This window comes from Janthinobacterium aquaticum (assembly GCF_009208565.1).
GTDB lineage: Bacteria > Pseudomonadota > Gammaproteobacteria > Burkholderiales > Burkholderiaceae_D > Janthinobacterium.
Window position 1 is genome coordinate 51,840 of sequence record NZ_WFLK01000006.1, and the last position, 23,983, is coordinate 75,822.

The following is a 23,983-nucleotide window of genomic DNA, read 5'->3' on the forward strand; positions in this document are numbered from 1 at the left end:
CGACCTACTTGGCGGCATGTGCATCGAGCGGCTTTTCAGGCATGCGGACGCAAGCTGATATGCAAATCGACCACGCCCGGCTCTTCCGACGGCGTGACGCTGCCGCCAAAACTCTTGACCAGCCGCTGCATGCCCTTGTTGCGCGCCATCGCCTCGCCCACCAGTTCTTCGGTACCGCGGCTGCGGAAATAATCGACCAGTTTCTCAAACAGAATATGGCCCAGGCCCTGGGCTTTGAGTTTCGAGCGCACGGCAATGGCAAAGTCGGCGGTGATATTGTCCGGGTCGGCCACCGCGCGCACTACGCCCAGCGTTTCCGGTTCGCCATCGTCGCCTATGCGGGTGGCGATAAAGGCCATGGCGCGGTCGTAATCGATCTGCGTCAGGCGCGCCAGTTGCGACATCGGCAGCTCGCGCATGGAAGTAAAAAAGCGCAGGCGCACGTCGTCCGGGTCGAGCGCATTGAACAGATCAAGGTGCTGCGGCGCGTCTTCGGGGCGGATCGGGCGCAGCACGATGGACTGGTCCATCCACGTGACCTGCTCTTCGAGCTCCTGCGGATAGGGGCGGATCGCCAGCCGGTCGGCGTCCTGCCCGGGCTGCAGGCGGATGCGCGCATCGAGCGCAATCACGCCATTGGCGTCGACCAGCAGCGGATTGATATCGAGTTCGGCCAGCTCGCCGATATCGGCCACCAGCTCGGCCACCTGGATCAGCGCATAGCAGATGGCGTCGACATTGGCTGGCGGCTGGCTGCGGTAGCCGGCCAGCAATTTCGACACGCGCGTGCGCGAGAGCATGTCGCGCGCCAGCACCATGTTCAGCGGCGGCAGGCCGATCGCATGGTCGGCCGTCACCTCGACCGAAATACCGCCCTGCCCCACCAGGATCACCGGACCGAAGGCGGCATCGGTGGTCACGCCGACGATCAGTTCATGCGACTGCGGCCGGCGCGCCATCTGCTGCACGGTAAAGCCGTCGATCAGGGCGTCGGGCCGCATGCGCCGCACGCGCCGCTCCATCGCCGCGCAGGCGGAGCGCAAGATATCGGGGCTGTCCAGGTCGAGCGCCACGCCGCCCACGTCGGACTTGTGGGCGATATCGGGCGAGTGGATTTTCAGCGCCACCGGATAGCCGATGTCCGCCGCCACCGCCAGCGCCTCTTCGACGTCAGCCGCCATGCGCGTGGTGGCCACCGGGATGCCGTAGGCGGCCAGGATTTCCTTCGAGCGGCATTCGCCCAGCACCGTCTGGCCGGCCGCCAGCGCCAGCGCCACGATCTCGCGCACGCGCGCACGGCGCGGCGTGCTCGACATGGGCAGCTGCGCCGGCACCTGCATCAGCATTTCCTGGTTGCGCCGGTACTGCACGATCTGCATAAAGCCGTGTACCGCCTTTTCCGGCGTATCGTAGGTCGGGATGCCGGCGCGGTTGAGCACCTGGCGCGCCGGCGCCACCGCCGAGCCACCCAGCAGGCATGACAGCACCGTGCGCGAGGTCGAACGCACCAGCGGGGCCACCGCCTCGGCAATCTCGGTCGACGACACCATGGCGGTGGGCGCATGCAGCAGCAGCAAGGCGTCGGCCTGCGGCTCATCGAGCAGCGGCTTGATGGCGTCGACATAGCGCTGCGCCGGCGCGTCGCCCTTCAACCCCACCGGATTGTCGTGCGACCAGCCGCGTGGCAGCGCCTTTTCCAGCGCAATTACGGTATCGGGCGACAGCTCGGCCAGCTTGCCGCCGCTGCCCACCAGCGCATCGGTGGCCATCACGCCCAGACCGCCGCCATTGCACAGCACCGCCAGGCGCTCGCCGCGCTGGGCCCGCACATGGGTCAGCGTCTCGACCGCATCGAACAGCTCTTCGGCCGAATACACGCGCAGCATGCCGGCGCGCCGGATCGCTGCGTCATACACGGCGTCCGAGCCGGCCAGCGCGCCCGTGTGCCAGGCCGCCATGGCGGCACCCTCGGCTTCGCGCCCGGCTTTCAAGACAATCACTGGTTTGCTGCGGGCGGCGGCGCGCGCGGCCGACATGAATTTGCGCGCCGCCTGGATGTCTTCCATATACAGCAGGATGGCGGCGGTATCGATATCGCCGGCCAGGTAGTCAAGCAGGTCGCCAAAATCGATATCGGCGCTGCCGCCCAGCGAAACGAACTTGGAAAAGCCCACGCCATGCGCATGCGCCCAGTCCAGCACGCCCGAGGCCAGCGCACCCGACTGCGATACAAAAGCGATCTTGCCGCTGGCCGCGCCCAGGTGCGCAAAGCTGGCGTTCAGGCCCAGTTTCGGCACCAGGAGGCCCATGCTGTTGGGCCCCAGGATGCGCAGCACATGCGGCCTGGCCGCTTTGAGCATCAGATGGCGCTGCTTGCCGTATTCGCCGCCGGCCTCCATGCCGGCCGTCATCACCACCACCGCCCGCGTGCCCATGGCGCCAAGCTCCTGGATAATGCCGGGAATGCTGGCCGGCGGGGTGCAGATCAGCGCCAGGTCGGGCGCCTTGGGCAGTTGCGCCAGCTTGTGGTAGCAGCGCACGCCGCGCAGCTCGTCGTACTTGGGATTGACCGGCCAGATCTGCCCCTGGTAGCCGCCGGCGCCACCCTGGCTGCTCCCCATCAACAGATTTTGCAGGGCAATGGCGCCCAGGCTGTGTTCGCGCGCCGAAGCGCCGATCAGGGCCACCGAGGCCGGCTTGAACAATTTGTCGAGATTGCGGATACTCATGCTCTGCCTTTTGAGGAAACGTGCAGCGCCAGTGTATCGGATGCGCTCCTGAAAAAACTTGACGGCGTGGCGATTTTTACAAAAAAAACCGCTCTTTCACCAGCGTGAAAAATGGCTTTCCGTCACGCCGGCCAATTGCGTGACGATGCGCTTGGGCGCCTGCACGCTGGCGCGCACCCAGCCGCTGAAGGTGCCGATCGGCTGCACATAGCGGCTGGCCGCCAGCCACAGATTGCGCTCCTCGCGGCGCGCCCCTTCCACCCGGAAGTGCAGGTCGAGCAGGTCGTCGTCGGTCCATATATGCCACGGCGCCAGCGGATTGTCGGGATTGAAGTCGAAATGCGCGCGCCCGAGCGGGTACAGCTGGCCGTCGAGCCACAGCGCGTTTTCCTGTGCGCCAAAGTAGCCGGCCTGCAGGTTGAACCCCAGCTCCAGGCTGTGCGCCGAGGCCCAGCGCCATTCGGTCTCGCGCGCCAGCAGGCCGTTGGAATAGTCAAAGCTGGCCACGCCGCCATCGAGGCTGTAGCCGTGTGCGCCGCAGCGCACCGCGCCCCACAACGGCAAGCCGCCCGACTTTTGCGTGGCATGCACGCTGCCGCCGTCTGCCTGCCCGACCGCCAGCAGGATCGGCGACACCGGCGCGCCGAATTCGGCGTCGATGCCGAACTGACCGCAGTCGAGCCGCAAACGGTAACGCTGCTGCGGCAACGCTTCGATGGCGATGCGGCTGCCAGGCCCGCGAAAGACGCTGGCGCCGCCTGCATGGCCAGCCACGCGCGCGCCCAGTCCAGGCAAGCCGTGTTGCGAAAACGCCGCCACCAGCTTGCCCTTGTTGCGGTCAAAAGCGTAGGCAAAGGCGGTGCTGGTCCAGCCCAGGTCGACGATGGCTACCGCGCAAAACAGCTCCGGCGTGGCCAGCGCCACATAATGCCAGCGCTTGTGATGAAACAGACGCCACAGCCGGCCGCGCGCATGCGGTGGCGCCAAGCGCGCCCAGGCAAACCCGTGCACCAGGCCGGCATAGCGGCCAGCCAGCGGCGCACCGCTGGCATCGATAACGGCTGCTGGCGCTGTCGGCAAGGTCATGCGCGGCACCGTTTGTGGGCGGTGGCTGCCATGGTGCGCTGCCGACGATAACGTTTGGACATGTCAATGATCAAGATAGTCATCATCGGCTAAAGATAGCGCATTTTTGGCCTGCGCCACGCATGTTTGCAGCGCCAGCCACAGAGGCCATTGTCTGCTTGACAGCGCAACTGAGCTGCGATAACGTGGGAAATATTTCCATACGGAAATTAAAATCCCCTGCTTCCTTCATCATGACCAAACACTGTTCTGCATTGCAGGCGGTGCACTGGTGCATTGTTGCATGGGCGGCAGGCCAACTTCTTATATCAATAACAATCAACGAGGAAGCGTGTGATAAATCAATTTCGGCATGGCCTGAGGGCAGCTCCACTGCTGCCGCTCGCAATGGCACTGGCGCTGGCAGCCTGCGGTGGCGGCGGCAGTGAACAGCCTGGCGCGCCCGCCCTGGCGACCGCGGCGCAGTTTGGCTCGCAAGTGTCGTCGGAAACCGTGTTGACGCCCATCGGCGCGACAGCCAGTTCGGCCGAACGCGGCGACCTGTCGGCAGCGGCCGCCATCGACCGCAACGACAGCACGCGCTGGGGCAGCGCTTTTACCGATGCTGAAAACCTGACGATCGACTTCGGCACATCGAAGACGATCACGCGCGTGCGCATCGCCTGGGAAAACGCGCATGCCAGCGCCTACCTGCTGCAGGTATCCGACGACCTCAATAACTGGACCACCATCCGCAGCGTCGACAACAGCAGCGGCGGCGTCGAGGACATCACGGGCCTGTCCGGCCAGGGCCGCTACCTGCGCATGCAGGGCGTCAAGCGCGCCGGCCAGTACGGCTATTCGATTTTTGAAATCCAGGCGTTTTCGGGCACGCCAGCGACCGTGCCGGACACCCCGCCGGTCACGCCGGCAGAACCTGCCCCTGGTGATCCGACCAAACCGGGCGTCTTGATCAAGCCGGTCGCCGCCACCTCCTCGCCGGTGGAAAACCCGGGCATGTCGGCCGCCATGGCCATCGACGGCAAGAGCGCCACCCGCTGGGCCAGCACTTTTGAAGACGGCTCCTGGATCCAGTTCGACTTCGGCGCACCAACCGCCATCGGCTACCTGCAGCTGCAATGGGAAAACGCCTACGGCAAGGAATATGCGCTGCAGACCTCGAACGATGGCAGCAGCTGGACCCAGGTGCGCTATGTCAGCAACGGCAAGGGCGGCACCGAGGAATTTTTCAATCTTGGCGTCAACGCGCGCTATATCCGCCTGCAAGGCGTGGCACGCGCTACCCAGTATGGCTACTCGCTGCTCGAAGCGGTGTTCAAGTCGCCCGGCAGCGACAACAGCCTGCCGCAACAAGCCACCTCGGCACTCAAATTCCCGTTAGATGGCAGCGCCTTTGCACCGCTGCCCGCTGCCCGGGAACCGCTGGAAACGCTGCAGTTCTCGCTGGCCGACGGCACCCTGGTCACGCGCTTTGGCGCGCGCGGCCTGGCCCGTCATGGCCGCGAACGCGGCGAAGAATGGAACGAAATCGGCTACGGCCCGAACGAGACGGTCGATCCGGTCACCGGCCTGCCGGTCGACAAGGGTCCGGGCAACTACCTGACGTTCGTGCCGCAGTACTTCAAGAACCGCACCTGGGGTGTCGAGATTATCGACAACAGCCGCGTGGCGGGCGTCACCAAGCCCACCCTGATCGTCAACCAGTACACCACGGTCGACTTCCTGTCCGGCGGCGTGGCCTTCTTTCGCGGTTTCGACCGCCCTGGCGTGACCGGCTACGGCTGGATGTCGCCGGGCGAACTGGTCGACCGCAATGTACCGGTGTGCAAACCGCTGGCCTACCCGGCCGCCGGCAAGCTCAATACTGCCAACGGCATCAACGGCGCCTGCACCATGCTGATCAGGGAGTATCCGGGCCACGGCGGGCTCGATGCCAACGGCATGCCCAACGGCCAGGATGTCAAGGCGCGCGCGCTGGTGTCGGGCGACGTGGTCGAAGTATCGCCGTCGATGTTTTCCACCAAGGAGGCGATGGCGGCCCAGGGCGACGATGGCGGCATCCGCTACTATTCCTACGAATGGACTTATGTGGTGGGCGCCGGCCTGCGGCCATGGTATGGCGTGCAGCCGCGCCTCAATGCGGCGCCGCTGCCGGCCGAGACGCTGTCGGGCGGCCTGGGTTCGGTGTCCTACAACTACTCGGACAACGCGCTGTTCATCTTTCAGCAGCCGCACAACCATACCGGCATGCAGAACATGCAGCGCTTTGTCGAAGGCCGGCGCCTGGTGCACACCAACTTCCGCACCGGCGAACACAATGAAGGCGGCAACGACCGCTATGCGCCAGCCGTCGGCCTGCAGGGGCAGCGCTATACGCAGTCGGCCTGCATCGCCTGCCACGTCAACAATGGCCGCAGCCCGGCGCCCGCCTCGATCAATCAGCGGCTCGACATGATGGCCGTGCGCGTGGCCGCGCTCGATGCGGCCGGCATGCAGGTGCCGCACCCGCAATACGGCACGGCGATCCAGATGAATGCCGTCTCGGGCGCCGGTGTGCCGCAAAACTGGGGCAACAGCGTGGCCGTCGGTGGTTTCGAGACCAGCCAGGTGACACTGGCCGATGGCAGCGTGGTCGAACTGCGCAAGCCCAAACTTGCTTTCGAGGGCCCGGTGCCATCTATCGTCTCGCTGCGCGCCGCCCCGCCGATGATCGGCACCGGCCTGCTTGAAGCGGTGCCGGAAGCCGACATCCTGGCGCGCGTGCGCAGCACGGCCGACGCCGACGGCGTCAAGGGCCAGGCCAACTTCGTGTACGACCCGGAAAGCGGCGCCGTGCGCCTGGGCCGCTTCGGCTGGAAGGCGGCCAAAGCCACCTTGCGCCAGCAGGCAGCCGAGGCGCTGCTGCTCGACATGGCCGTGACTTCGCCGGTGTATCCGAACCGCGCCTGCACGGCAGGCCCCGTCGCCTGCGCTGCCGGCGGCAAACAGGCCGGCATTTCCGAGGCGGACCTGCAGTCGATCTCGCACTACCTGGCGCTGGTCGCCGTGCCGGCCCAGCGCAGCATCGCCAGCGGTTTCCCCAAGGGCGTGGCGCCTATCGATGAACTGAAGGTCGACCCGCAGCAGGTGACGGCCGGCGCAAAACTGTTCCAGGGCATGCGCTGCGCTGCCTGCCATACGGTGGAAATGAAAACCGGCAGCGGCCACCTGTTTGCCGAACTGCGCAACCAGACCATCCGCCCCTACACCGACCTGCTGCTGCACGACATGGGCCCGGGCCTGGCCGACAAGTTTGTCGAAGGCCAGGCGCAAGGCGCCATGTGGCGCACCGCCCCGCTGTGGGGCATCGGCTACACGGAAAAAGTGCTGGGCAAGGAAGGCAAGGCCGGCTACCTGCATGACGGCCGCGCCCGCAGCCTGACCGAAGCGATCCTGTGGCACGGCGGCGAAGGCTCCCGCTCGCGCCAGCGTTTCGAGGCGCTGTCCAAAGCGGAGCGGGAATCGCTGCTGGCATTCCTCAAATCACTGTAAGCATCGCCGGCCCTTCGGGCCGTAATCCGACAATACCTTCGTGTGCCAACGATGTTGTCGGATTACGCCCTTTGGGCTAATCCGACCTACTTGACTCAAATCGCTGTAAATATCCTGATGCCGCCGTAGGTCGGATTAGGCCCCGCAGGGGCCGTAATCCGACAATACCGCTGACGCTAACAATGTTGTCGGATTACGCCCTGCGGGCTAATCCGACCTACCTTCATTCTTTTTTCTTCATCAACCCCGCCAACGCCGCAAACGGATTATGCGTCGCCGGCGCCACCTCGGCCGACAGCAAGCCGGCGCCGCGGTCCGCTTCCAGGTAGCGCGAGTGTTCGTTGTCGTGGCAGTACAGGCACAGCAGCTCCCAGTTGCTGCCATCGGGCGGATTGTTGTCGTGGTTATGGTCGCGGTGATGCACGGTCAGCTGCTGCACGTTGGCGCGCGTGAATTCACGCATGCAGCGTCCGCACACCCATGGATACATCTTCAGCGACCGTTCGCGATAGCCGCTCTCGCGCTGATCGGCGGCGCGCCGTGCCTCGGCCACGATTTTATCGAGCCTGGCGGCGTCAGGTTTCTTCGCTTGCATATGTGCCTTCAATATCGGTGGAATAAATAGCCATTTTAATGACAGTCACCGTCAAACTGGCTGTTTTTCATCGCACTATCGGCCCGCCATGCGCGCGGCATGGATTTTTTTGCCATCTTTCTCGCCGTGCGTGCTTGATTTAAAGCAAAATGGGTCCAGCGCCTGCCTCCTTTCGCGATCACGATGACGAGACCTCTGCCACGCCTGTTCAGCCGCCTTTACCGTCTCAGCCTGGTGCCGCTGTTTGCGCTGCTGTTGCTGGCGCTGCTATGGGGCGCGGTGCTGGCGCAGATACGCCAGGAGCGCGCCAGCAGCATGCGCGATGCGGTCGCCGGCAGCGAGTCGCTGGCACGCACGCTGGCTGACCACACCAGCACTATCCTGCGCCAGACCGACCACGCCACGCAGCTGTTCAAGCTCAAGTTCGAGGAGTCCGGCGGCGCCTTGCGCCTGAAAGAATTTACCCGGCCGCGCGGCCTGCTCGACAGCGTGCTGCCATCCAAGCTGGCCTTGCCCATTGCACTGGTGGACGCCAACGGCAGTATCATTGACACGAGCAATGCCTATCTGCCCGAGTATCCGGGCGGGCAGGCTTTTTTCAAGGCGCTGGCCGGCAATGCGCTCGATGTGGCGCTGGTCGATACGCCGGTGCTCGATGCAGCCAGCAAGCAGTGGACCATCCGCCTGGCGCGCCGCCTCAATGACAGCGGCGGCAATTTCGCCGGCGCCATCGTGGTGCTGGTCGACCCCACCTATTTTGTCGACGACTACGATCGCCTCGACCTTGACGAACACGGCGCGCTGATGCTGGTGGCGCGCGACAGCGGCCTGACCGTAGGACGCATCGGCGAACAGCAGATCATCAGCGACCGCATCGACTTTCGCGCGCCCGGCCCGCCCGCGCGCGCGCCGGAAGAAATCGAGATCGTGCCGGCCATCGACGCCACCGACCGCATCTACAGCTACCGCGAGCTGGCGCGCTATCCGCTGCTGGCGGTGGTAGGGGTGAGCCGCTCCAGCGCGCTGGAGCACTTCGAACACCGGCGCCGCCTGTACCTGGGCGCGCTGGTCGGCGTCAGCCTCCTGATCGTGGGTTTCGGCGCACTGCTGACGCGCCAGAGCGCACGCCTGCGCCGCAGTTCGCGCCAGGCCAGGGAAGCGCAGGCGCTGCTGCGCGCGGCGCACCAGGCCAGCCTCGATTCGATCATGCTGCTCAAGGCCTGGCGCCCAGCTCCCGGTGCATCGCCGCAGGACTTTATCCTGGCCGATATCAACGAAAGCGCCGCCGATATGCTGGGCAAACCACGCGCCGAACTGCTGGGCCAGCGCCTGCTGCAGGTACTGCCGCTGATGCGCGGCGAGCGTTTCTTCGAGCGCTTCGTGCAGGTGATGCAAAGCGGCCAGCCGCAGGAGGAAGAGTTCGAGCTCAAGCTGGCCTCGGGCGCCACGCGCTGGCTGCGCCACCAGGTGGTGCCGATTATCGACGGCGTGGCGCTGACCTCGCGTGATATCAGCGCGCGCAAGCGCGACGAGCTGGCCGTGCGCGACAAGGGCAGCTTTCTGCAGTCCCTGGTCGAACATCTGCCGGTGCTGGTGTACGTCAAAAGCGCGCGCCCGGAAAATTTCGGCCAGATGGTGGTATGGAACACGGCGGCCGAACTGGTCACCGGCTACCTGGCCGTCGACGTGCTGGGCAAGACCGACAGCGTGGCTTTTCCGCCCGACTTCGGCCTGCATGACATTGAAGACGACCGCGCGGTGCTGGCCGAACGCGGCGTGATCGACCATGTGGAAAAGCCGTTGCGCCTGGCCGACGGCACCACGCGTTATCTGCACGTGGTGTCGGTGCCGGTGTTCGACGAACGCCAGCAGGTGGAATATATCCTGTGCATCGGCGAAGATATTTCGCAGCGCCGCCAGCAGGAACTGGCGCTGCGCCAACACCAGGCCGAACTGGCTGCCGTCACCGATTCCTCGCCGCTGGGACTGGTGCGCCTCGACCGCGAGCGCCGCTGCACCTATGTCAACCGCACCTTCGAAGCCATCACCGGCCTGCCGCGCGCCGCTGCGCTGGGGGCCGGCTGGACTGGCGCGCTGCATCGCGACGATTATCCGCAGATGCACGGGGCGCTGGACCGGCTCAAGCGAGAACAAAGCGCTTTCCAGGCCACGCTGCGCTGGGTGCACCGCGACGGCAAGCTGGTCTGGGTTTCGCTCAAGCTGGCGCCGATCCTGGTCGACGGCCGCGTCGACGGCTGGGTCGGCAGCCTGGACGACATTACCACCCTGCGCCTGTCGGAAGTGGCGCTGCTGGAAAGCGAAGCGCGCCTGCGCACCATTGCCGACACGCTGCCGGCCATGGTCGCCTATATCGACGCCGACCAGGTCTACCGCTTCCTCAACGTTGCCTACGAGCGCGAACTGGGCATGCCGGCAGCACAGGTGCTGGGGCGCCGCATACCTGACACCGTCAGCGCAGAGCGCTACCGCATGCTGGTGCCGTATATATTGCGCGCGCTGGCCGGCGAGACGCTGAGCTTTGAGGAAGAGGACATCAAGGACGATATCGCGCGCTGCATGGAGGTCATTTACATTCCGCAGATCGGCGAAGACCAGCTGCAGGTGGTGGGCTTTCACGTGATGCGCCAGGATATTACGGTGCAAAAGCGCGAGAAGCAGCGCCTGCTGGCGCTGGCCCAGGTCGATACGCTGACCGGCCTCACCAACCGCGCCGGCTTCCTGCAAAAGCTCAGCGACTGCATGCAGGAAAGCCGCCGCCAGGGACATCTGATGGCCGCCATGTACATGGATATCGACCGCTTCAAGCCTGTCAACGACACCTACGGCCACGCCATGGGCGACGCGCTGCTGCGCGCCTTTGCCCAGCGCCTCACCCACACCATGCGCGCCACCGATATCATCGCGCGCCTGGGCGGCGATGAATTTACGATCATCCTGAGCCATCTGCACCGGCCCGACGACGCCACCGTGCTGGCGGCGCAGATCGTCAGCACCATGCAGCAGCCGTTCGATCTCGATGGCACGGTGGTCAGTATTTCGGCCAGCATCGGCCTGGCCTTCTACTGCGGCGCCGACATCACGCCAGCGGCGCTGCTGCAGCAGGCCGACGTGCTGCTGTACCAGGCCAAGCAGGATGGGCGCAACGGCTACCGTGCAGGCGCGGTCGAACCCTGAGCGCCGATTTGCTATATTGACGCCTGTTCCCACCTTCGCCCGACCGATCTCCATGCGTCTGCTGCACACTTCAGACTGGCACCTGGGCCAGACCCTGCACAATTACGAGCGCCACTACGAGCACCAGTGCTTTCTCGACTGGCTGCTGGAAACCCTGGTGGCCGAGCGCATCGATGTGCTGCTGGTGGCCGGCGACGTATTCGACAACGCCAACCCTTCGGCCGCCTCGCAAAAGCAGCTGTACGGTTTCCTGCAGCAGGCGCGCGCGCGCCTGCCGGCGCTGCAGATCATCGTTATCGCCGGCAACCACGATTCGGCCGGCCGCCTGGAAGCACCGGGGCCGCTGCTGGCTGCGCAAGGAACGCATGTGATCGGCCATGTGCTGCGCGACGAGGCCGGCCAGATCGACCTGGAGCGCCTGCTGCTGCCGCTGCATGACGACGCTGGCAATGTGGCGGCCTGGTGCCTGGCCGTGCCGTTTCTGCGCCCCGGCGACGTGCCGAAGCTGGCGCCCGACAGCCCCCAGGAGCCTTACCTGGGCGGCATCGCCCTGCTGTACCGCCAGCTGACCGACCTGGCGCTGGCGCGCCGCACACCTGGCCAGGCCATTATCGCGCTGGGCCACTGCCATATGGTCGGCGGCGATATGTCCAATGACTCCGAGCGGCGCATCGTGATCGGCGGCGCCGAAATGCTGCCGGCCGGGATCTTTGACCCGGCCATCGCCTATGCGGCGCTGGGCCACCTGCACAAGGCGCAAGCCGTGGGCGGCCATGAACATATCCGCTACAGCGGCAGCCCGATCCCGCTGTCGTTTGCGGAAGTGCATTATCGCCACCAGGTGCTGTGCCTGGAACTGGACGGCGCGCAGCTGGGAAAGTTGCGCGTACTCGATATCCCGCGCGCCGTGCCGCTGCTGCGCGTGCCCGAAAAACCGGCGCCGGTGTTTGAGGTGTTGGCGCAGCTGGCCGCACTGGCCATGCCTGAAGCGCCGCCTGAAGCACAGCCCTACCTGGAAGTGCGGGTACGGCTGGACGCCCCCGAGCCGGGCCTGCGCGCGCGCATCGAAGCAGCGCTGGACGGCAAGCCGGTACGGCTGGCAAAAATCGAGACCTCGAGTGCCGCAGCCAGTAATGCGCCGGCTGCCATGACGCTCGACCAGCTGGCGCAACTGCAGCCCGATGAAATCTTCCGCCGGCTGTACCAGCAAAAATTCGGCAAGGAGGCGCCGCCCGATCAACTGAGCGCACTGGCCGAACTGCTGCTGCCCGACACTGAGGTGCAAGCATGAGAATCCTCGCCATCAGCGGCAAGAACCTGGCCTCGCTGGCAGGTGAATTCCTGGTCGACTTTGAACAGGAACCGTTGGCGTCTGCCGGCCTGTTTGCCATCAGCGGGCCGACCGGTGCCGGAAAAAGCACCCTGCTCGACGCGCTGTGCCTGGCCTTGTATGACGCCACGCCGCGCCTGCTGCGCGTGGCCGGGCGCAATGCACTGCCCGACGTCGGCAAGGAAACGGTCAATGCGCAAGATACGCGCACGTTGCTGCGGCGCGGCACGCCGGAGGGCTATGCGCAGGTCGATTTTGTCGGCAACGATGGTGGCCGCTACCGCGCGCGCTGGAGCGTGCGCCGCTCGCGCACCAAGGCCGAAGGCGCATTGCAGGCCACCGCCATGAGCTTGCACCAGTTGCCTGCGCTGCAGCCCATCGGCGGCACCAAGACGGAAGTAAAGGAAGCGATCGAACAGCGCATCGGCCTGTCGTTTGACCAGTTTACGCGCGCCGTGCTGCTGGCACAGAACGAGTTCTCCACCTTCCTGAAAACCGAAGACAACGAACGCGGCGAGCTGCTTGAAACGCTAACCGGCACCACCATCTACAGCGACATCTCGATGCGCGCTTTCGAGCGGGCAAAAAAGGAAAAACAGCTGCTCGAACGTCTGAGCGACAAGCTGGCAGACCAGAAACCGATGGCGCCCGAACTGCGCCAGGAAACGCAGGCGCAGGCCGAAGCGGCCGAAGCGGCCTTGCATCAGCTCGATGCGCGCAAGAGCGTGCTGGAAAGCCAGCAGCGCTGGCACCAGCAATCGCAGCAGTTGCACGACAGCGTGGCGGGTGCCGGCCAGGACATGGAAGCGGCCAGGCTGGCGCAGGCCGAGGCGCAGCCACGCATCACCACGCTGGCGCAATGGGAGCTGCTGCAGCCGGCCCGCCCCCTGCTCGACGATACGGCGCGCCTGGCGGGCGAACTGGCGCAGACCAGCGAACGATTGACGCTGGCGCGCCAGCAGGCGGCCGAGGCGCTGGCCGGCGAACAACAAGCATCTGCCAGTGCGCAACTGGCCGGCGAACAGTTGCAGGCGCAGGAAGCGGCGCAACGTGCGGCGGCGCCACAGCTCGATCAGGCCAAGGCGCTCGACGCCGGCATCGCCGCGCGCCTGCCGGCGCACCAGCAAGCCAGCACTGCCATGCAGGCAGCCGATTCTGCCAACGATACGGCGCGCGCCGAACTGCTGGCCGTGCAGCAGCGCCAGCAGGCGCTGGAGGCGCAGCAGGCAAGCGGCGCCGAGTGGCTGGAACAGCACCGACACTGGCGCACGCTGGCGCAGGAGTGGCCGCTGTGGGATCAGTTGCTGCAGCAGGCCGGCCAGCACGCAGCCCAGGCCGATGCGCTCGATACCAGCCTGGCGCAGGCTAAGCTGACAGCGCGCCAGGCCGCTGACGATGCCGCCAGTCTGCAGGCCACGCTGGCACAGGCCGCCAGTGAGCTGGCGCAACGCGAGCAGCAACGCGCCACCGCATTGGCGACGCTGCAGGCGCTCGATGGCGCGCAACTGGAACAGCGGCGCGAACAGCTGGAAAACCAGGCGCGGCAGCTCACCACGGCAGAAAAAAGCTGGACCGAACTGGCTCACCATCAGCAGCAACTGCGCCAATGGCAGGACACGGCCACGCAACTGGCGCAGTCGGTGCAGCAGGAAAGCGCCGCCCAAGCGACACTGGCGGCGCAGACGGCCGGCCTGGAAGCGGCGCTGGCGCAAGCTGAAAAAGCACTGGCCGGTGCGCAGGCTGCCTGCAGCGCCAGCGTGGAGCAGATGCGCGCCAACCTGGCAGAGGACGAGCCCTGCCCCGTGTGCGGCGCGCTTGAGCATCCTTACAGCCAGGCCGAAACGGCGCTGCATGCGATGCTGGCCAGCTTGCAAGATGGCGTATTGTCCTGCCGCGCGCAGCTGCGCAGCCATGGCGACCAGTTGGCCCTGCACAAAGCGGCGCTGGCCAGCCTGGCGCGCGAGCAGGCCACGGCGCAGGCCGAGTTGACCCGTCTGCCGCCGCTGCTGGCCGCCCTGGAACAACAATGGATAGAGCACAGTGCGCTGCCCGGCTTGCCCGAGCCGGCGCTGCGCACGGCGTGGCTGGCCGACCAGCTGGCCGCCAATATGGCCAGCCTGCAGGCCCTGTTGCAGCAACTGGCCGCACTGCGCCAGGCCGGCGTCGCGCGCGACCAGGCGCAGGCCGCTTATGACGAGGCCAGCGCGCACCACGCGCGCCTGGGCGTGTTGCATAACGAAGCCCAGGCGCAGCTGCTGCAATGCCAGTCGCGCCTGGCTTCTGCCGCAGAACGCCAGGAAACGGCGCGCCAGTCGCTCGGCGAAGTGCTGGCGCAGCTGAACCGCGCCTTTGCCGACATGGACGAAGCCGGCGACTGGAAAGACGGCTGGCGCCAGGGTCCGGCCGATTTCCGTGCCGCGCGCCAGGCGCAAAGTACGCAGTGGCTGGCGCAAAACAAGGCGCAGGATGAGCGTACCGGCCAGCTCGCCACGCTGGCCGTGCAGCTGCAACACGCGCACGCGCAGGCTGACCAGGCGCGCCAACTGGCGCAGGAGGCGCAGACGGCGTTTGCCCAGCTCGACGTCCAGCTCAAAAGCTTGCAAACGCAGCGCGCCGCCCTCTGGCAAGGGGCAAACGTGGCGCAAGTCGAGCAGCAGCTGGCACAAAACGTCGATGCGGCGAAGGCTGCGCTGGCCCGCGCCCAGCAGGCAGTGCAGGCAGCAGGCCATGAGCGTGCGCGGCTCGACGAAGCCTGCGCGCAAGCGAACGCGCGCATCGCCACTCTCCAGCAACAGCAGGCCGAGGCAGCTTGCGCCCTACAGGACTGGCTGGCGCAATTGCAGCAGTCACAAGGCGATCAGGCGCCTGCCGACCTCGCGCAACTGCGCGCGCAATTGGCTGTCACGCCCGACACCATGCGCGCCGAGCGCGCGGCGCTGCAGGCCATCGCCGACCGCGTGACGGCAGCGGCGTCGGTGCTGGCCGAACGCCAGCAGCGCCAGCTCGCGCATCTGGCGCTGCGACCAGCCGAGCTGGAGGACGATCCACAGGTGCTGCAACAGGCGCTCGATACGTTGGGCGAAGAGCGCGGCGCCGCCAACCAGGAAGCGACGCGCCTGCGCCTGGCGCTGGCGCAGGACGATGCGCGCCGCCACAGTGCGCAGGAAGTGCTGAAGCAGATCGAGCAGCAGGCCAGCGTCGAACACCGATGGGCCAGCCTGGCCGATCTGATCGGCTCGGCCGACGGCAAGAAGTTTCGCAACTATGCCCAGCAGTTCACGCTGGAGGTGCTGCTCGGCTATGCCAACGCGCATCTGGCCCAGCTGGCGCGGCGCTATCAGCTCGAACGCATCAGCAATCCCGGCCAGCCGTCGCTGGGCCTGATGGTGCGCGACCAGGACATGGGCGGCGAGCTGCGCTCGGTCCATTCGCTGTCGGGTGGCGAGTCGTTCCTGGTGTCGCTGGCGCTGGCGCTGGGCCTCGCTTCCCTGTCGTCGAACCGGGTGCGGGTCGAGTCGCTGTTTATCGACGAGGGATTTGGCAGCCTCGATACCGAAACGCTGCGCGTGGCCATGGATGCACTCGACGGCCTGCAGGCGATGGGCAGGAAGGTTGGCGTGATCTCGCATGTGCGCGAAATGACCGAGCGCATCGCCACCCGCATCCTGGTGCAGCCGGGCGCCGGCGGCAGAAGCGTGGTGACGGTGCGCTGATGAGGCGCGCGGGCGATTGGGTTAAAATCGCCCCCTTTGCACCATCCAACTGATCAAGGACACCCATGAAAGCCGCCCGCAGCCTTACCTTCAAATGCGTCAAATGCCAGAAATCGATGCAGGTCTATCTGCAGAAAGTATCGGCCTGCTCGCATATCACGCCTTACCAGGGCATCTGCCAGTGCGGCGAAGTCAAACGCCACGCCACCGGCCAGGCAGAAACCGTCAAGGCCTACCTGGAGTCGGCAGACGGTAGCTGGTCGCACCACCACTGATGGTTAAAGAATTGGGCGCAACCGCCGATACAGCAGTTACTACCTACTGATTGGAATTGCCATGTCCCAGCTGCCTGCCATCGCTAACCGCCAGAGCGCCGCCAATACGCTGTCCCAGACAGCGCCAAAAGCCGCCGGCAGCGGCAGTGGCAGTGGCGCGACCAATGCGCTGATGCAGCGCACCTCGCAAGACATGGTCGCCCTGTCGAAAAAAGGCCTGGACCTGTCGGCACAGGGTTTGTCGGATCGTACCGACGCGCTGGGCAACGCCACCGTCGACGTGGCGCAGGATTTGCTGGGCAATATGGCACGCCAACTGTTCGGCGACGGTGCCAGCATCAATTTCGATTCGGTCGACCTGTCGGCATCAAGCGGCTATGCGGCGCAGATGGCCAGCTATGCCGGCCCCAATGGCCGCGCCGGCATGGCCGGCTTCAGCCTGGCCGAAAACGCGCACTTTATCGGCAAGGGCACCATTACCACGGCCGATGGCCAGAGCTTTGAATTCGAAATCGAAGTGCAGTACGAATCAAAGATCAGCGCCAGCGCGCAGTACCAGTCGCAGGCCGCTGCGGCTGGGGCTGGCGACGAGGCCGAAGACGGCAGCGAACTGCCCTCCGTCGACCTGCCGAAGATGGATTTTGCCGGCAGCCTCAGTGACCTGTTCAAAATGCTGGGCCAGCAGCTGCGCAGCAGCATCTACGACGCCCAGGCAGCGCAGGACGAAAAAGCCGGTGCCGCCAATGAAGCAGGCAGCCTGACGCTGCGCCTGCTCGACCTGGTGCAGCAACCGAAAGCGCAGGCAACGCCGGCACCAGCATCAACAACCAATGCCACGCCGGAAGAACAGGCCAGGGCGCAAAGCCAGGCCAAGGCGCTGGCGCAGGCCTATGGCGCGCCGGACGGTCCGCTCAAGCCATCGGCCTGAGCGCGCAGCAACATGCCAACCAGGCGGGCTGGCAGCCACGTATAATGGAAGACCGCCTGCGCAGGCAGCACGCCGCGCGCCCTCTTCTATCGATTGAACGCCATGCCCGACACCACACCCCTTGCCGACCACCCGCAGATCCACTGGACCGAGAACGGCGTCGCACACAGCGCCCGCTGGCGCTCCGAAAGCGGCATGCCGCCGCCCAAGCGCGTGATGATTGCCGACGACCGCATGACGGCCGACCAGGCCTATCGCCTGGCCTGCGAAGGCACGGCACTGCTGTGGCGCGGCGACTTCCAGAACGCGCGCCAGTTGCTGCAGGCACTGGCGCGCCGTAACGACCAGAAAAAACCCGGCAAAAAAACTGGCAAAAAAAACAACCCGGCCGACGATCAGCCGGCCAGCCCCGGCGCAGCATTCCATCTGCACCGCCAGGCGCAGTCGCAGCGCGCCCGCACGCTGGCCATGCTGCTGCTGCCGTTCGAGGCCGACTACACGATTGCCCTGCGCCGCGCGCCCGACGTGAAACTGGCCTGCAATGAAGCCTATGGCCGTGGCGAGGAGCCGTTCGTGGCCTCGCTGCGCGAGCTGCTGGGCCTGATCGGCGCCCATGAATGGCGCCGCAATGGCGTCGAACTGCCGGCACTGGGCCAGCGTATCCACCCGCATTACGGCGTGTTTTCACCGATACGCGGCGAGTATGTGCAACTGGTGGCCGACACGCCGCTGCCGGCCGGTACGCGCCTGGCATTCGATATCGGCACCGGTACCGGCGTGCTGGCGGCCGTGCTGGCGCAGCGCGGCGTCAAGCACATCGTGGCCACCGATATGGACCCGCGCGCCTTGTCCTGCGCACGCGACAACCTGGCGCGCCTGGATCTGCTGGAGCAGGTCGAGGTGATCGAGGCCGACCTGTTCCCGGCGGGACGCGCGCCGCTGATCGTGTGCAATCCGCCATGGCTGCCGGCACGCCCCAGTTCGCGCATCGAATACGCCGTCTACGACCCGGAAAGCAGCATGCTGCGCGGCTTCCTGGCGGGCCTGGCCGCGCATCTGGAGCCGGGCGGCGAAGGCTGGCTGATCCTGTCCGACCTGGCCGAACACCTGGGCCTGCGCCCGCGCGCGCAGCTGCTCGACTGGATAGCGCAAGCTGGCCTGAAAGTGATCGAGCGCCACGACGTCAAACCGACCCACCCACGTGCGCAGGACGCCAGCGACAGCCTGCATGCAGCGCGTTCGCAGGAAGTCACTTCGCTGTGGCGCCTCGCGGCGGCATAAAGCAAAAATGCCAGGTTTTCACCTGGCATTTTTGTATGAGCGTAGGTCGGATTAGCGTAGCGTAATCCGACATCAGCCAGCACAGCTACAGCTGCATCAAGCCTTGAAGAACTTCAGCAGATCAGCATTGATCACATCAGCATGCGTGGTTGGCATGCCGTGCGGGAAGCCCGGGTAGGAAATCAGCTGGCCTTTTTTGAGCAACTTGACCGACTTGGCGGCGCTGTTACCGAACGGCACGATCTGGTCGTCTTCACCGTGCATGACCAGCACCGGCATGTCCATCGCACGCAGATCATCGCTGAAGTCCACTTGCGCGAACTGGAAGATGCAGTCATAGGCAGCCTTGACGCCACCCATCATGCCCTGGCGCCACCAGTTCTGGCGGATCGCTTCCGACACTTTCGCGCCCGGACGGTTGTAGCCGTAGAACGGGATCGTCAGGTCCATATAGAACTGTGGACGGTTGAACGCGGTGCCCTGGCGGATATCGTCAAACACCTTGAGCGGCACGCCGTCAGGGTTGGTGGCCGATTGCACCATGATCGGTGGCACGGCGCTCAGCAGCACGGCCTTGATGACATGCTTCTTGCCATACTGGCGCGTGAAACGGGCAACTTCGCCGCCACCGGTGGAGTGACCGACGTGGATGGCTTTCGTCACTTTCAGCTCGGTCGCCAGCGCAGCGACGTCGGAGCTGTAGGTATCCATGTCGTTGCCGGTATCGGTCTGGGTCGAACGGCCATGACCACGGCGGTCATGCGCGATCACGCGATAGCCGTGCTGCAGGAAGAACATCATCTGGCTGTCCCAGTCGTCCGAGGTCAGTGGCCAGCCGTGGTGAAACCAGATCACCGGCGCGTCTTTCGGGCCCCAGTCCTTGTAGAAGATACGGGCGCCGTCCTTGACGATAATCATGCCGGTGTTCATGTCGGTCATGTCCGGATGACGTGCCTGCTCGGCGCGCGTGGCTGCCGACGCCAGGCTCGGCATGGCCGCCACGGCAGTAGCAGCAGCTACGCCCAGGCCGCCAAAAATGGCGCTACGGCGCGAAGCCACCGGATCGGCTGGCGTGGTGTTGGTATCCCTGTTGGTATTATTGTTCGATTCCATCTGATGCTCCTGAAAACGGGTTGATATTGGACTAGCCTTGTGAAAGACGCCAGGCAGCGCCACGTGGGCAGGCCGCCTGGCCACGACAAGAAGCAGTGTAGACAATTGCGTATCAATCCACCTCTATAGGAAGGTAGGGAGGCAGGCATTTCGTTTGGCAGGCTGCTCAGGCGAGCGCCGTTGCGCAATGCAGCAAACTGCGCTATAATTCGCCCGCGGGGTGGAGCAGTCTGGCAGCTCGTCGGGCTCATAACCCGAAGGTCACAGGTTCAAATCCTGTCCCCGCAACCAGATACCGGAAAGCCGTTGAGTCCTGCAAAGGATCAACGGCTTTTTCTATTGCAGCGCAGCATTCCAGCGCGCGCAAGTCGCCACATTTTTCACCCGCTTTGCTATTGGCATGAACTTGGTATATAATTCGCCTGCGGGGTGGAGCAGTCTGGCAGCTCGTCGGGCTCATAACCCGAAGGTCACAGGTTCAAATCCTGTCCCCGCAACCAGATACTAAAAAGGGCCTGTCGCTTTGCGACAGGCCCTTTTTGCATTGCATCAAGCATTTTTACATTCTGCTCCCATCGAATCACTTACCCCAACCATACGCTTGTTGTTCTGTGGAAATTGTGTATGATAAGTGGCAATCATTTTTGACATTATTTACCGCCCACAACGAGCTATGCACATCAATACAACCAGAACGGCGCTCCTGAGCGCCATCATTATCGCAACGCTTTCCCAGGCCCACGCCAAGGATATACGCGACGAACTTAATATCCAGACAGGCAAGGCGCAACTCGTGATCCGCGACCTGCCACCGCAGCAAGTTGCGGAAAAAGTCAAAGACGCCCTGTCGCAGTTTGCCATTCCAACCAACCTCAACTTCAAAACTATTCCTACACCGCTGCCAGCCAGGCCCGGCGCGCCGACAGAGAAGTCGGTGCTGATCCAGGGCAGCCCTGCGACCGATTACGTGTGCGACGGCGCCTATGCGGAACTGACCAAAATGCCGCCACCGGTACAGAATGCGTTTTACTTCAACCGTGAAGCTTTGCGCTCATGCATGTATGCATTCCAGGGCGGGGTCAGGATCGACATCATTTTCCACGTGATCCGCAAGACCGAATCTCTGACCGGCGGCTTGTTCAACAGCATCACGAAATCGATACGCGGCAGCGATGGCGAACGTATCAGCGGCCAGCTCAAGGAAAACATCGAGGCCATCCGCAAGGTATTGCCCACAGCGCTGGTGGCGCGCATCGAAGCGCCAGGCATGGCAGTTGAGGAACCTGACAAGGATGCCGTTGCGCAGATCATTCCACCACCGACACCAGCAGAACTGGCGGCCGCACAAGCGAAGCCGGAGCAGGCAGCACCAGTCCAGGCTTCCGCACCGGCAAAGCCGGCAGCGCAGCGCCATATGGACGGCGGCGTGGACCTGTCGCTGATTGGCGCCCGTAAGGAGCTCACTGCCATGGGCTTCAAATTCTTCGACCAGGACCAGTTTGTCGATGCGGCACGCCGCAACGACTTTTTGACGGTACGGCTGTTCCTGGCAGCAGCCGCCATCCGCCCTGGCAGCCCCGACAGCAAGGGTGACACCGCACTCAGCTTTGCCAAGGACAATACGGAAATGAAATTTTTTCTGAACGCCTTTATTGAAGCGGAAAAACAGGGAGATTACCCAGGCAAGATCGGTGAAGCCGTGTTATCGCGCTGATTATCGCGCTGCCCCACAAGGCTGCCCGGTGGCGCCTCAGGCTGCCACCGTCGGCACACTTTGGGCATCGGCTCGCATGCGTGTTGCAGCTGCCTGCAAGCTGGCCGCAGCGCGCGCCAGGCTGTCTTCGTCCTTTTGCTCGGCCATGGCGGCAAAGGCACTGATATGGAACATGGCCACCATACCCGGTGCAACACCCATCTCCAGCGCCGCACCGGCCAGTTCGTTCGACGCGGCCAGGTAACTGTCGCTGCCCGCCTCGAATGCCTGTTTGGTCTCCAGCAATTCCTGCCCGCCCTCGCCCTGCTGCAGGCAGGCGTCGACGCGCTGCTGGAACGTCAGCAGCGTTTCAATGCCGGCTGGCGGCACATCGTCCATCGTCGCTACGGGCGGTGCCACGCTCTCTGCCACCGACTCAGGTGCTGGCGCCGGCGCTGCCGGCCGGGGTTCGGCCTCCTGCAGCGGCAGCATGTCGTTACGCACCAGCCAACGCTCGACAGCCAGGAAGTCTTCAAACACTTCGGCCAGCTTGGGGTTGACCAGCCGCACGTCGCCATTGCGCCAGTCGATCTTGGCACCCTGGCCGCTGCGGCCCAGCAGGATATCGCTGCCGCCTTCCACATTGGCAACCTGGCCGATCACCAGCCAGTTCATGCTTAAAGCCTGGCGGCGCATCACATTGACGCGGCTGAAATGGCTGAGCCAAAAATATCTGGCGAATACTAAAGCAAGGGCACCGCCAAACAACCACAGCATTGTTTTCTCCACGACCAGTCGACAGCAGGCATTCTCGCACATCGCCCGTTGTAAAGTCGCATTTCCACAACGCCACGCGGTTGCCGATTGCCGCGCACCGTCCGCTCGGCTATTATGAGAACAATTCTCATTTAGATTGACCATCTTGCTTGCCGCCTCCCCTTCTTCGCCGGACTTCCAGACGCTGTATGCCGAGAACCACGGCTGGTTGCTGCAGTGGCTCAAGCGTCGCTTGCACGATGCGGGCCTGGCCGGCGACCTGGCGCAGGATACGTTTATCAAGATTCTGCTGGTAGGCAACAGCCGCGAAATTATCCAGCCGCGCCCGTTTCTCGCCACCATTGCCCGGCGCCTGCTGGCCAACCATTGCCGGCGCGAAGAGCTGGAACAGGCGTATATCGAGGCGCTGCTGCACCAGCCACAAGCCCAGGCGCCATTGCCTGAGACGATGGCGATCTTGCTTGAATCGCTGCAACGCATCGACCATGCACTGGACAAACTGTCGGCCAAGGCGCGCGCCGCGTTTCTGATGGCCCACCTGGACGGCATGCGTTATGCGGACATTGCCGCCGAACTGGGGGTTACTGCCCACTCGGTCAAGAAATACCTGAGCCACGCCAATCTGCTGTGCTTTTTTGCCGTGCCTGATTTTGCAGCGCCTTGACATGCACGCTGCCAGCAAAGTGTATGCAGAAGGACAGCCGATCGACCTGCATGTGGCCATGCAGGCAGCCGAATGGCTGACCACCCTAATGAGCGGCGACGCCACGCCCGCCGAACGTCAGCAGTGGCAGGCCTGGCGTGCGGCCCATCCCGACCATGAACGGGCCTGGACGCATATAGAAAAAGTCAGCGGCGGCCTGCAGGCGCTCGACGCAAAAGCCAGCCGCCAGGCGCTGATACAGCGTCCGCGCGCAGCCACACGGCGCCAGGCCCTGGGCATGCTGGGCTGGGTGGCCGCCATCGGCCTGGCCACCTGGGGCGGCGCACGCACGCAGGCGGCGCGCACGCTGCTGGCCGATATCTCTACCCCGCTGGGCCAGCGCCGCAGCGTGACGCTGGCCGATGGCAGCGTGCTGCAGTTAAATGGCGACAGCGCCGTCAATATCCGCTTTGACGGCGCGCAGCGGCGGCTAGAGCTGGTACGCGGCGAAATATTCATCAGCACCGCACGCGAAGCTGGCACACCCTACCGTCCGTTCCTGGTCGACACCGTGCATGGCCAGGCGCAGGCGCTTGGCACGCGCTATTCGGTGCGCCAGGACGATGCACATACCAGCGTGGCGGTGGAACAGGGCGCGGTGCGACTGACGCCGCGCCATGGCAACGCCAGCGTGCTGGTTCAGGCCGGCCAGGCCAGCAGCATGACGGCGCAGGCGGCAGCGCCTGCACATGGCGTATCGGGCGATATCTGGGGCTGGCGCCACGGCCTGCTGCTGGCCGACGATATGCTGCTGCGCGACTTTCTGCATGAGCTGAGCCGCTACCGCCACGGCTTGCTCGGCTGCGACGACGCCGTGGCGGGACTGCGCATTTCCGGCGTGTTCCCGCTGGCCGATACCGACGCGGTGCTGGCCTCGCTGCCCAATTCGCTGCCGGTCGCCATCCGCTTCCGCACCCGCTACTGGGTGCAGGTGGAAGCACACGCCGCATCCTGAAAAAAAATTCAAAAAAAACTTACCCGATTTGTTTTCCCGCGTGTCCTGTACAGGCAAAGCACTTTTCTTCTGACTCGAC

General features: G+C 64.8%; 15 protein-coding genes and 2 tRNA genes. 12 read left to right on the forward strand and 5 right to left on the reverse strand.

The features are described from left to right. Positions 1 to 35: 35 nt before the first annotated feature. Together GCM43_RS11430 and GCM43_RS11435 are read right to left on the reverse strand one after the other, a co-directional pair. Entirely contained in the window at positions 36 to 2,729 is a 2,694-nt protein-coding gene (locus GCM43_RS11430) for a bifunctional acetate--CoA ligase family protein/GNAT family N-acetyltransferase (RefSeq protein ID WP_193315599.1), read from the reverse strand. Between the two features lie 96 nt (positions 2,730 to 2,825). Further along, positions 2,826 to 3,815 carry a DUF2804 domain-containing protein gene (locus tag GCM43_RS11435; RefSeq protein ID WP_152244318.1) on the reverse strand — a complete coding sequence of 330 codons (990 nt, stop codon included), beginning with the start codon at positions 3,813 to 3,815 and terminating at the stop codon, positions 2,826 to 2,828. 387 nt (positions 3,816 to 4,202) lie between these two features. Here GCM43_RS11435 and GCM43_RS11440 point away from each other — a divergent pair, with 387 nt between their 5' ends. Beyond that, positions 4,203 to 7,346: a di-heme oxidoredictase family protein gene (locus GCM43_RS11440; protein WP_152244320.1), complete on the forward strand. Its 3,144-nt coding sequence runs from the start codon at positions 4,203 to 4,205 to the stop codon at positions 7,344 to 7,346. Positions 7,347 to 7,569: 223 nt separating this feature from the next. On the opposite strand, the gene GCM43_RS11445 is transcribed toward GCM43_RS11440, so the two are convergent. Continuing rightward, on the reverse strand, positions 7,570 to 7,941 hold the full coding sequence (locus GCM43_RS11445; RefSeq protein ID WP_152244322.1) for a YajD family HNH nuclease: 372 nt from the start codon (positions 7,939 to 7,941) through the stop codon (positions 7,570 to 7,572). Positions 7,942 to 8,124: 183 nt separating this feature from the next. On the opposite strand from GCM43_RS11445, the gene GCM43_RS11450 reads away from it, so the two are divergent. The 6 genes from GCM43_RS11450 (at position 8,125) to GCM43_RS11475 (ending at position 18,663) form a co-directional block, all read left to right on the forward strand. Next, on the forward strand, positions 8,125 to 11,136 hold the full coding sequence (locus GCM43_RS11450) for a PAS domain S-box protein (RefSeq protein WP_226929452.1): 3,012 nt from the start codon (positions 8,125 to 8,127) through the stop codon (positions 11,134 to 11,136). Positions 11,137 to 11,188: 52 nt separating this feature from the next. Further along, the gene (locus GCM43_RS11455; protein WP_152244324.1) at positions 11,189 to 12,427 is read left to right on the forward strand and encodes an exonuclease SbcCD subunit D C-terminal domain-containing protein; all 1,239 of its coding nucleotides are present in this window, start codon (positions 11,189 to 11,191) and stop codon (positions 12,425 to 12,427) included. Further along, positions 12,424 to 16,179: an AAA family ATPase gene (locus GCM43_RS11460; RefSeq protein ID WP_152244326.1), complete on the forward strand. Its 3,756-nt coding sequence runs from the start codon at positions 12,424 to 12,426 to the stop codon at positions 16,177 to 16,179. The genes GCM43_RS11455 and GCM43_RS11460 overlap by 4 nt, the downstream gene beginning before the upstream one ends. Positions 16,180 to 16,244: 65 nt before the next feature. Then, positions 16,245 to 16,454: a hypothetical protein gene (locus GCM43_RS11465; RefSeq protein WP_152244328.1), complete on the forward strand. Its 210-nt coding sequence runs from the start codon at positions 16,245 to 16,247 to the stop codon at positions 16,452 to 16,454. 61 nt (positions 16,455 to 16,515) lie between these two features. Continuing rightward, positions 16,516 to 17,382 (forward strand): hypothetical protein, encoded by an 867-nt coding sequence (locus GCM43_RS11470; RefSeq protein ID WP_152244330.1) that lies wholly within the window; start codon positions 16,516 to 16,518, stop codon positions 17,380 to 17,382. Positions 17,383 to 17,484: 102 nt separating this feature from the next. Next, positions 17,485 to 18,663, forward strand: coding sequence for a methyltransferase (locus tag GCM43_RS11475; RefSeq protein WP_152244332.1), 1,179 nt, complete (start codon positions 17,485 to 17,487; stop codon positions 18,661 to 18,663). A gap of 96 nt (positions 18,664 to 18,759) precedes the next feature. Here GCM43_RS11475 and GCM43_RS11480 read toward each other — a convergent pair whose 3' ends face one another. Continuing rightward, positions 18,760 to 19,593, reverse strand: a complete 834-nt coding sequence (locus GCM43_RS11480) for an alpha/beta fold hydrolase (RefSeq protein ID WP_226929463.1) — start codon at positions 19,591 to 19,593, stop codon at positions 18,760 to 18,762. A gap of 397 nt (positions 19,594 to 19,990) precedes the next feature. On the opposite strand from GCM43_RS11480, the gene GCM43_RS11485 reads away from it, so the two are divergent. From GCM43_RS11485 to GCM43_RS11495, 3 genes are all read left to right on the forward strand, one after another. Beyond that, positions 19,991 to 20,067: transfer RNA gene (locus GCM43_RS11485), tRNA-Met, on the forward strand. Positions 20,068 to 20,199: 132 nt separating this feature from the next. Continuing rightward, positions 20,200 to 20,276 (forward strand) — tRNA-Met (locus GCM43_RS11490). 173 nt (positions 20,277 to 20,449) lie between these two features. Beyond that, complete coding sequence (locus GCM43_RS11495; RefSeq protein ID WP_152244336.1) at positions 20,450 to 21,490, forward strand: hypothetical protein; 1,041 nt, start codon at positions 20,450 to 20,452, stop codon at positions 21,488 to 21,490. 36 nt (positions 21,491 to 21,526) lie between these two features. Here GCM43_RS11495 and GCM43_RS11500 read toward each other — a convergent pair whose 3' ends face one another. Next, a complete protein-coding gene (locus tag GCM43_RS11500) occupies positions 21,527 to 22,144 on the reverse strand; it encodes a hypothetical protein (RefSeq protein ID WP_152244338.1) in 618 nt (205 codons plus the stop codon). Positions 22,145 to 22,391: 247 nt separating this feature from the next. Between GCM43_RS11500 and GCM43_RS11505 the strand changes: the two genes are divergently transcribed. Together GCM43_RS11505 and GCM43_RS11510 are read left to right on the forward strand one after the other, a co-directional pair. Beyond that, complete coding sequence (locus tag GCM43_RS11505; protein WP_152244697.1) at positions 22,392 to 22,910, forward strand: sigma-70 family RNA polymerase sigma factor; 519 nt, start codon at positions 22,392 to 22,394, stop codon at positions 22,908 to 22,910. Position 22,911: 1 nt separating this feature from the next. Beyond that, positions 22,912 to 23,904 (forward strand): FecR domain-containing protein, encoded by a 993-nt coding sequence (locus tag GCM43_RS11510; RefSeq protein ID WP_152244340.1) that lies wholly within the window; start codon positions 22,912 to 22,914, stop codon positions 23,902 to 23,904. The last annotated feature ends 79 nt before the right edge of the window (positions 23,905 to 23,983 follow it).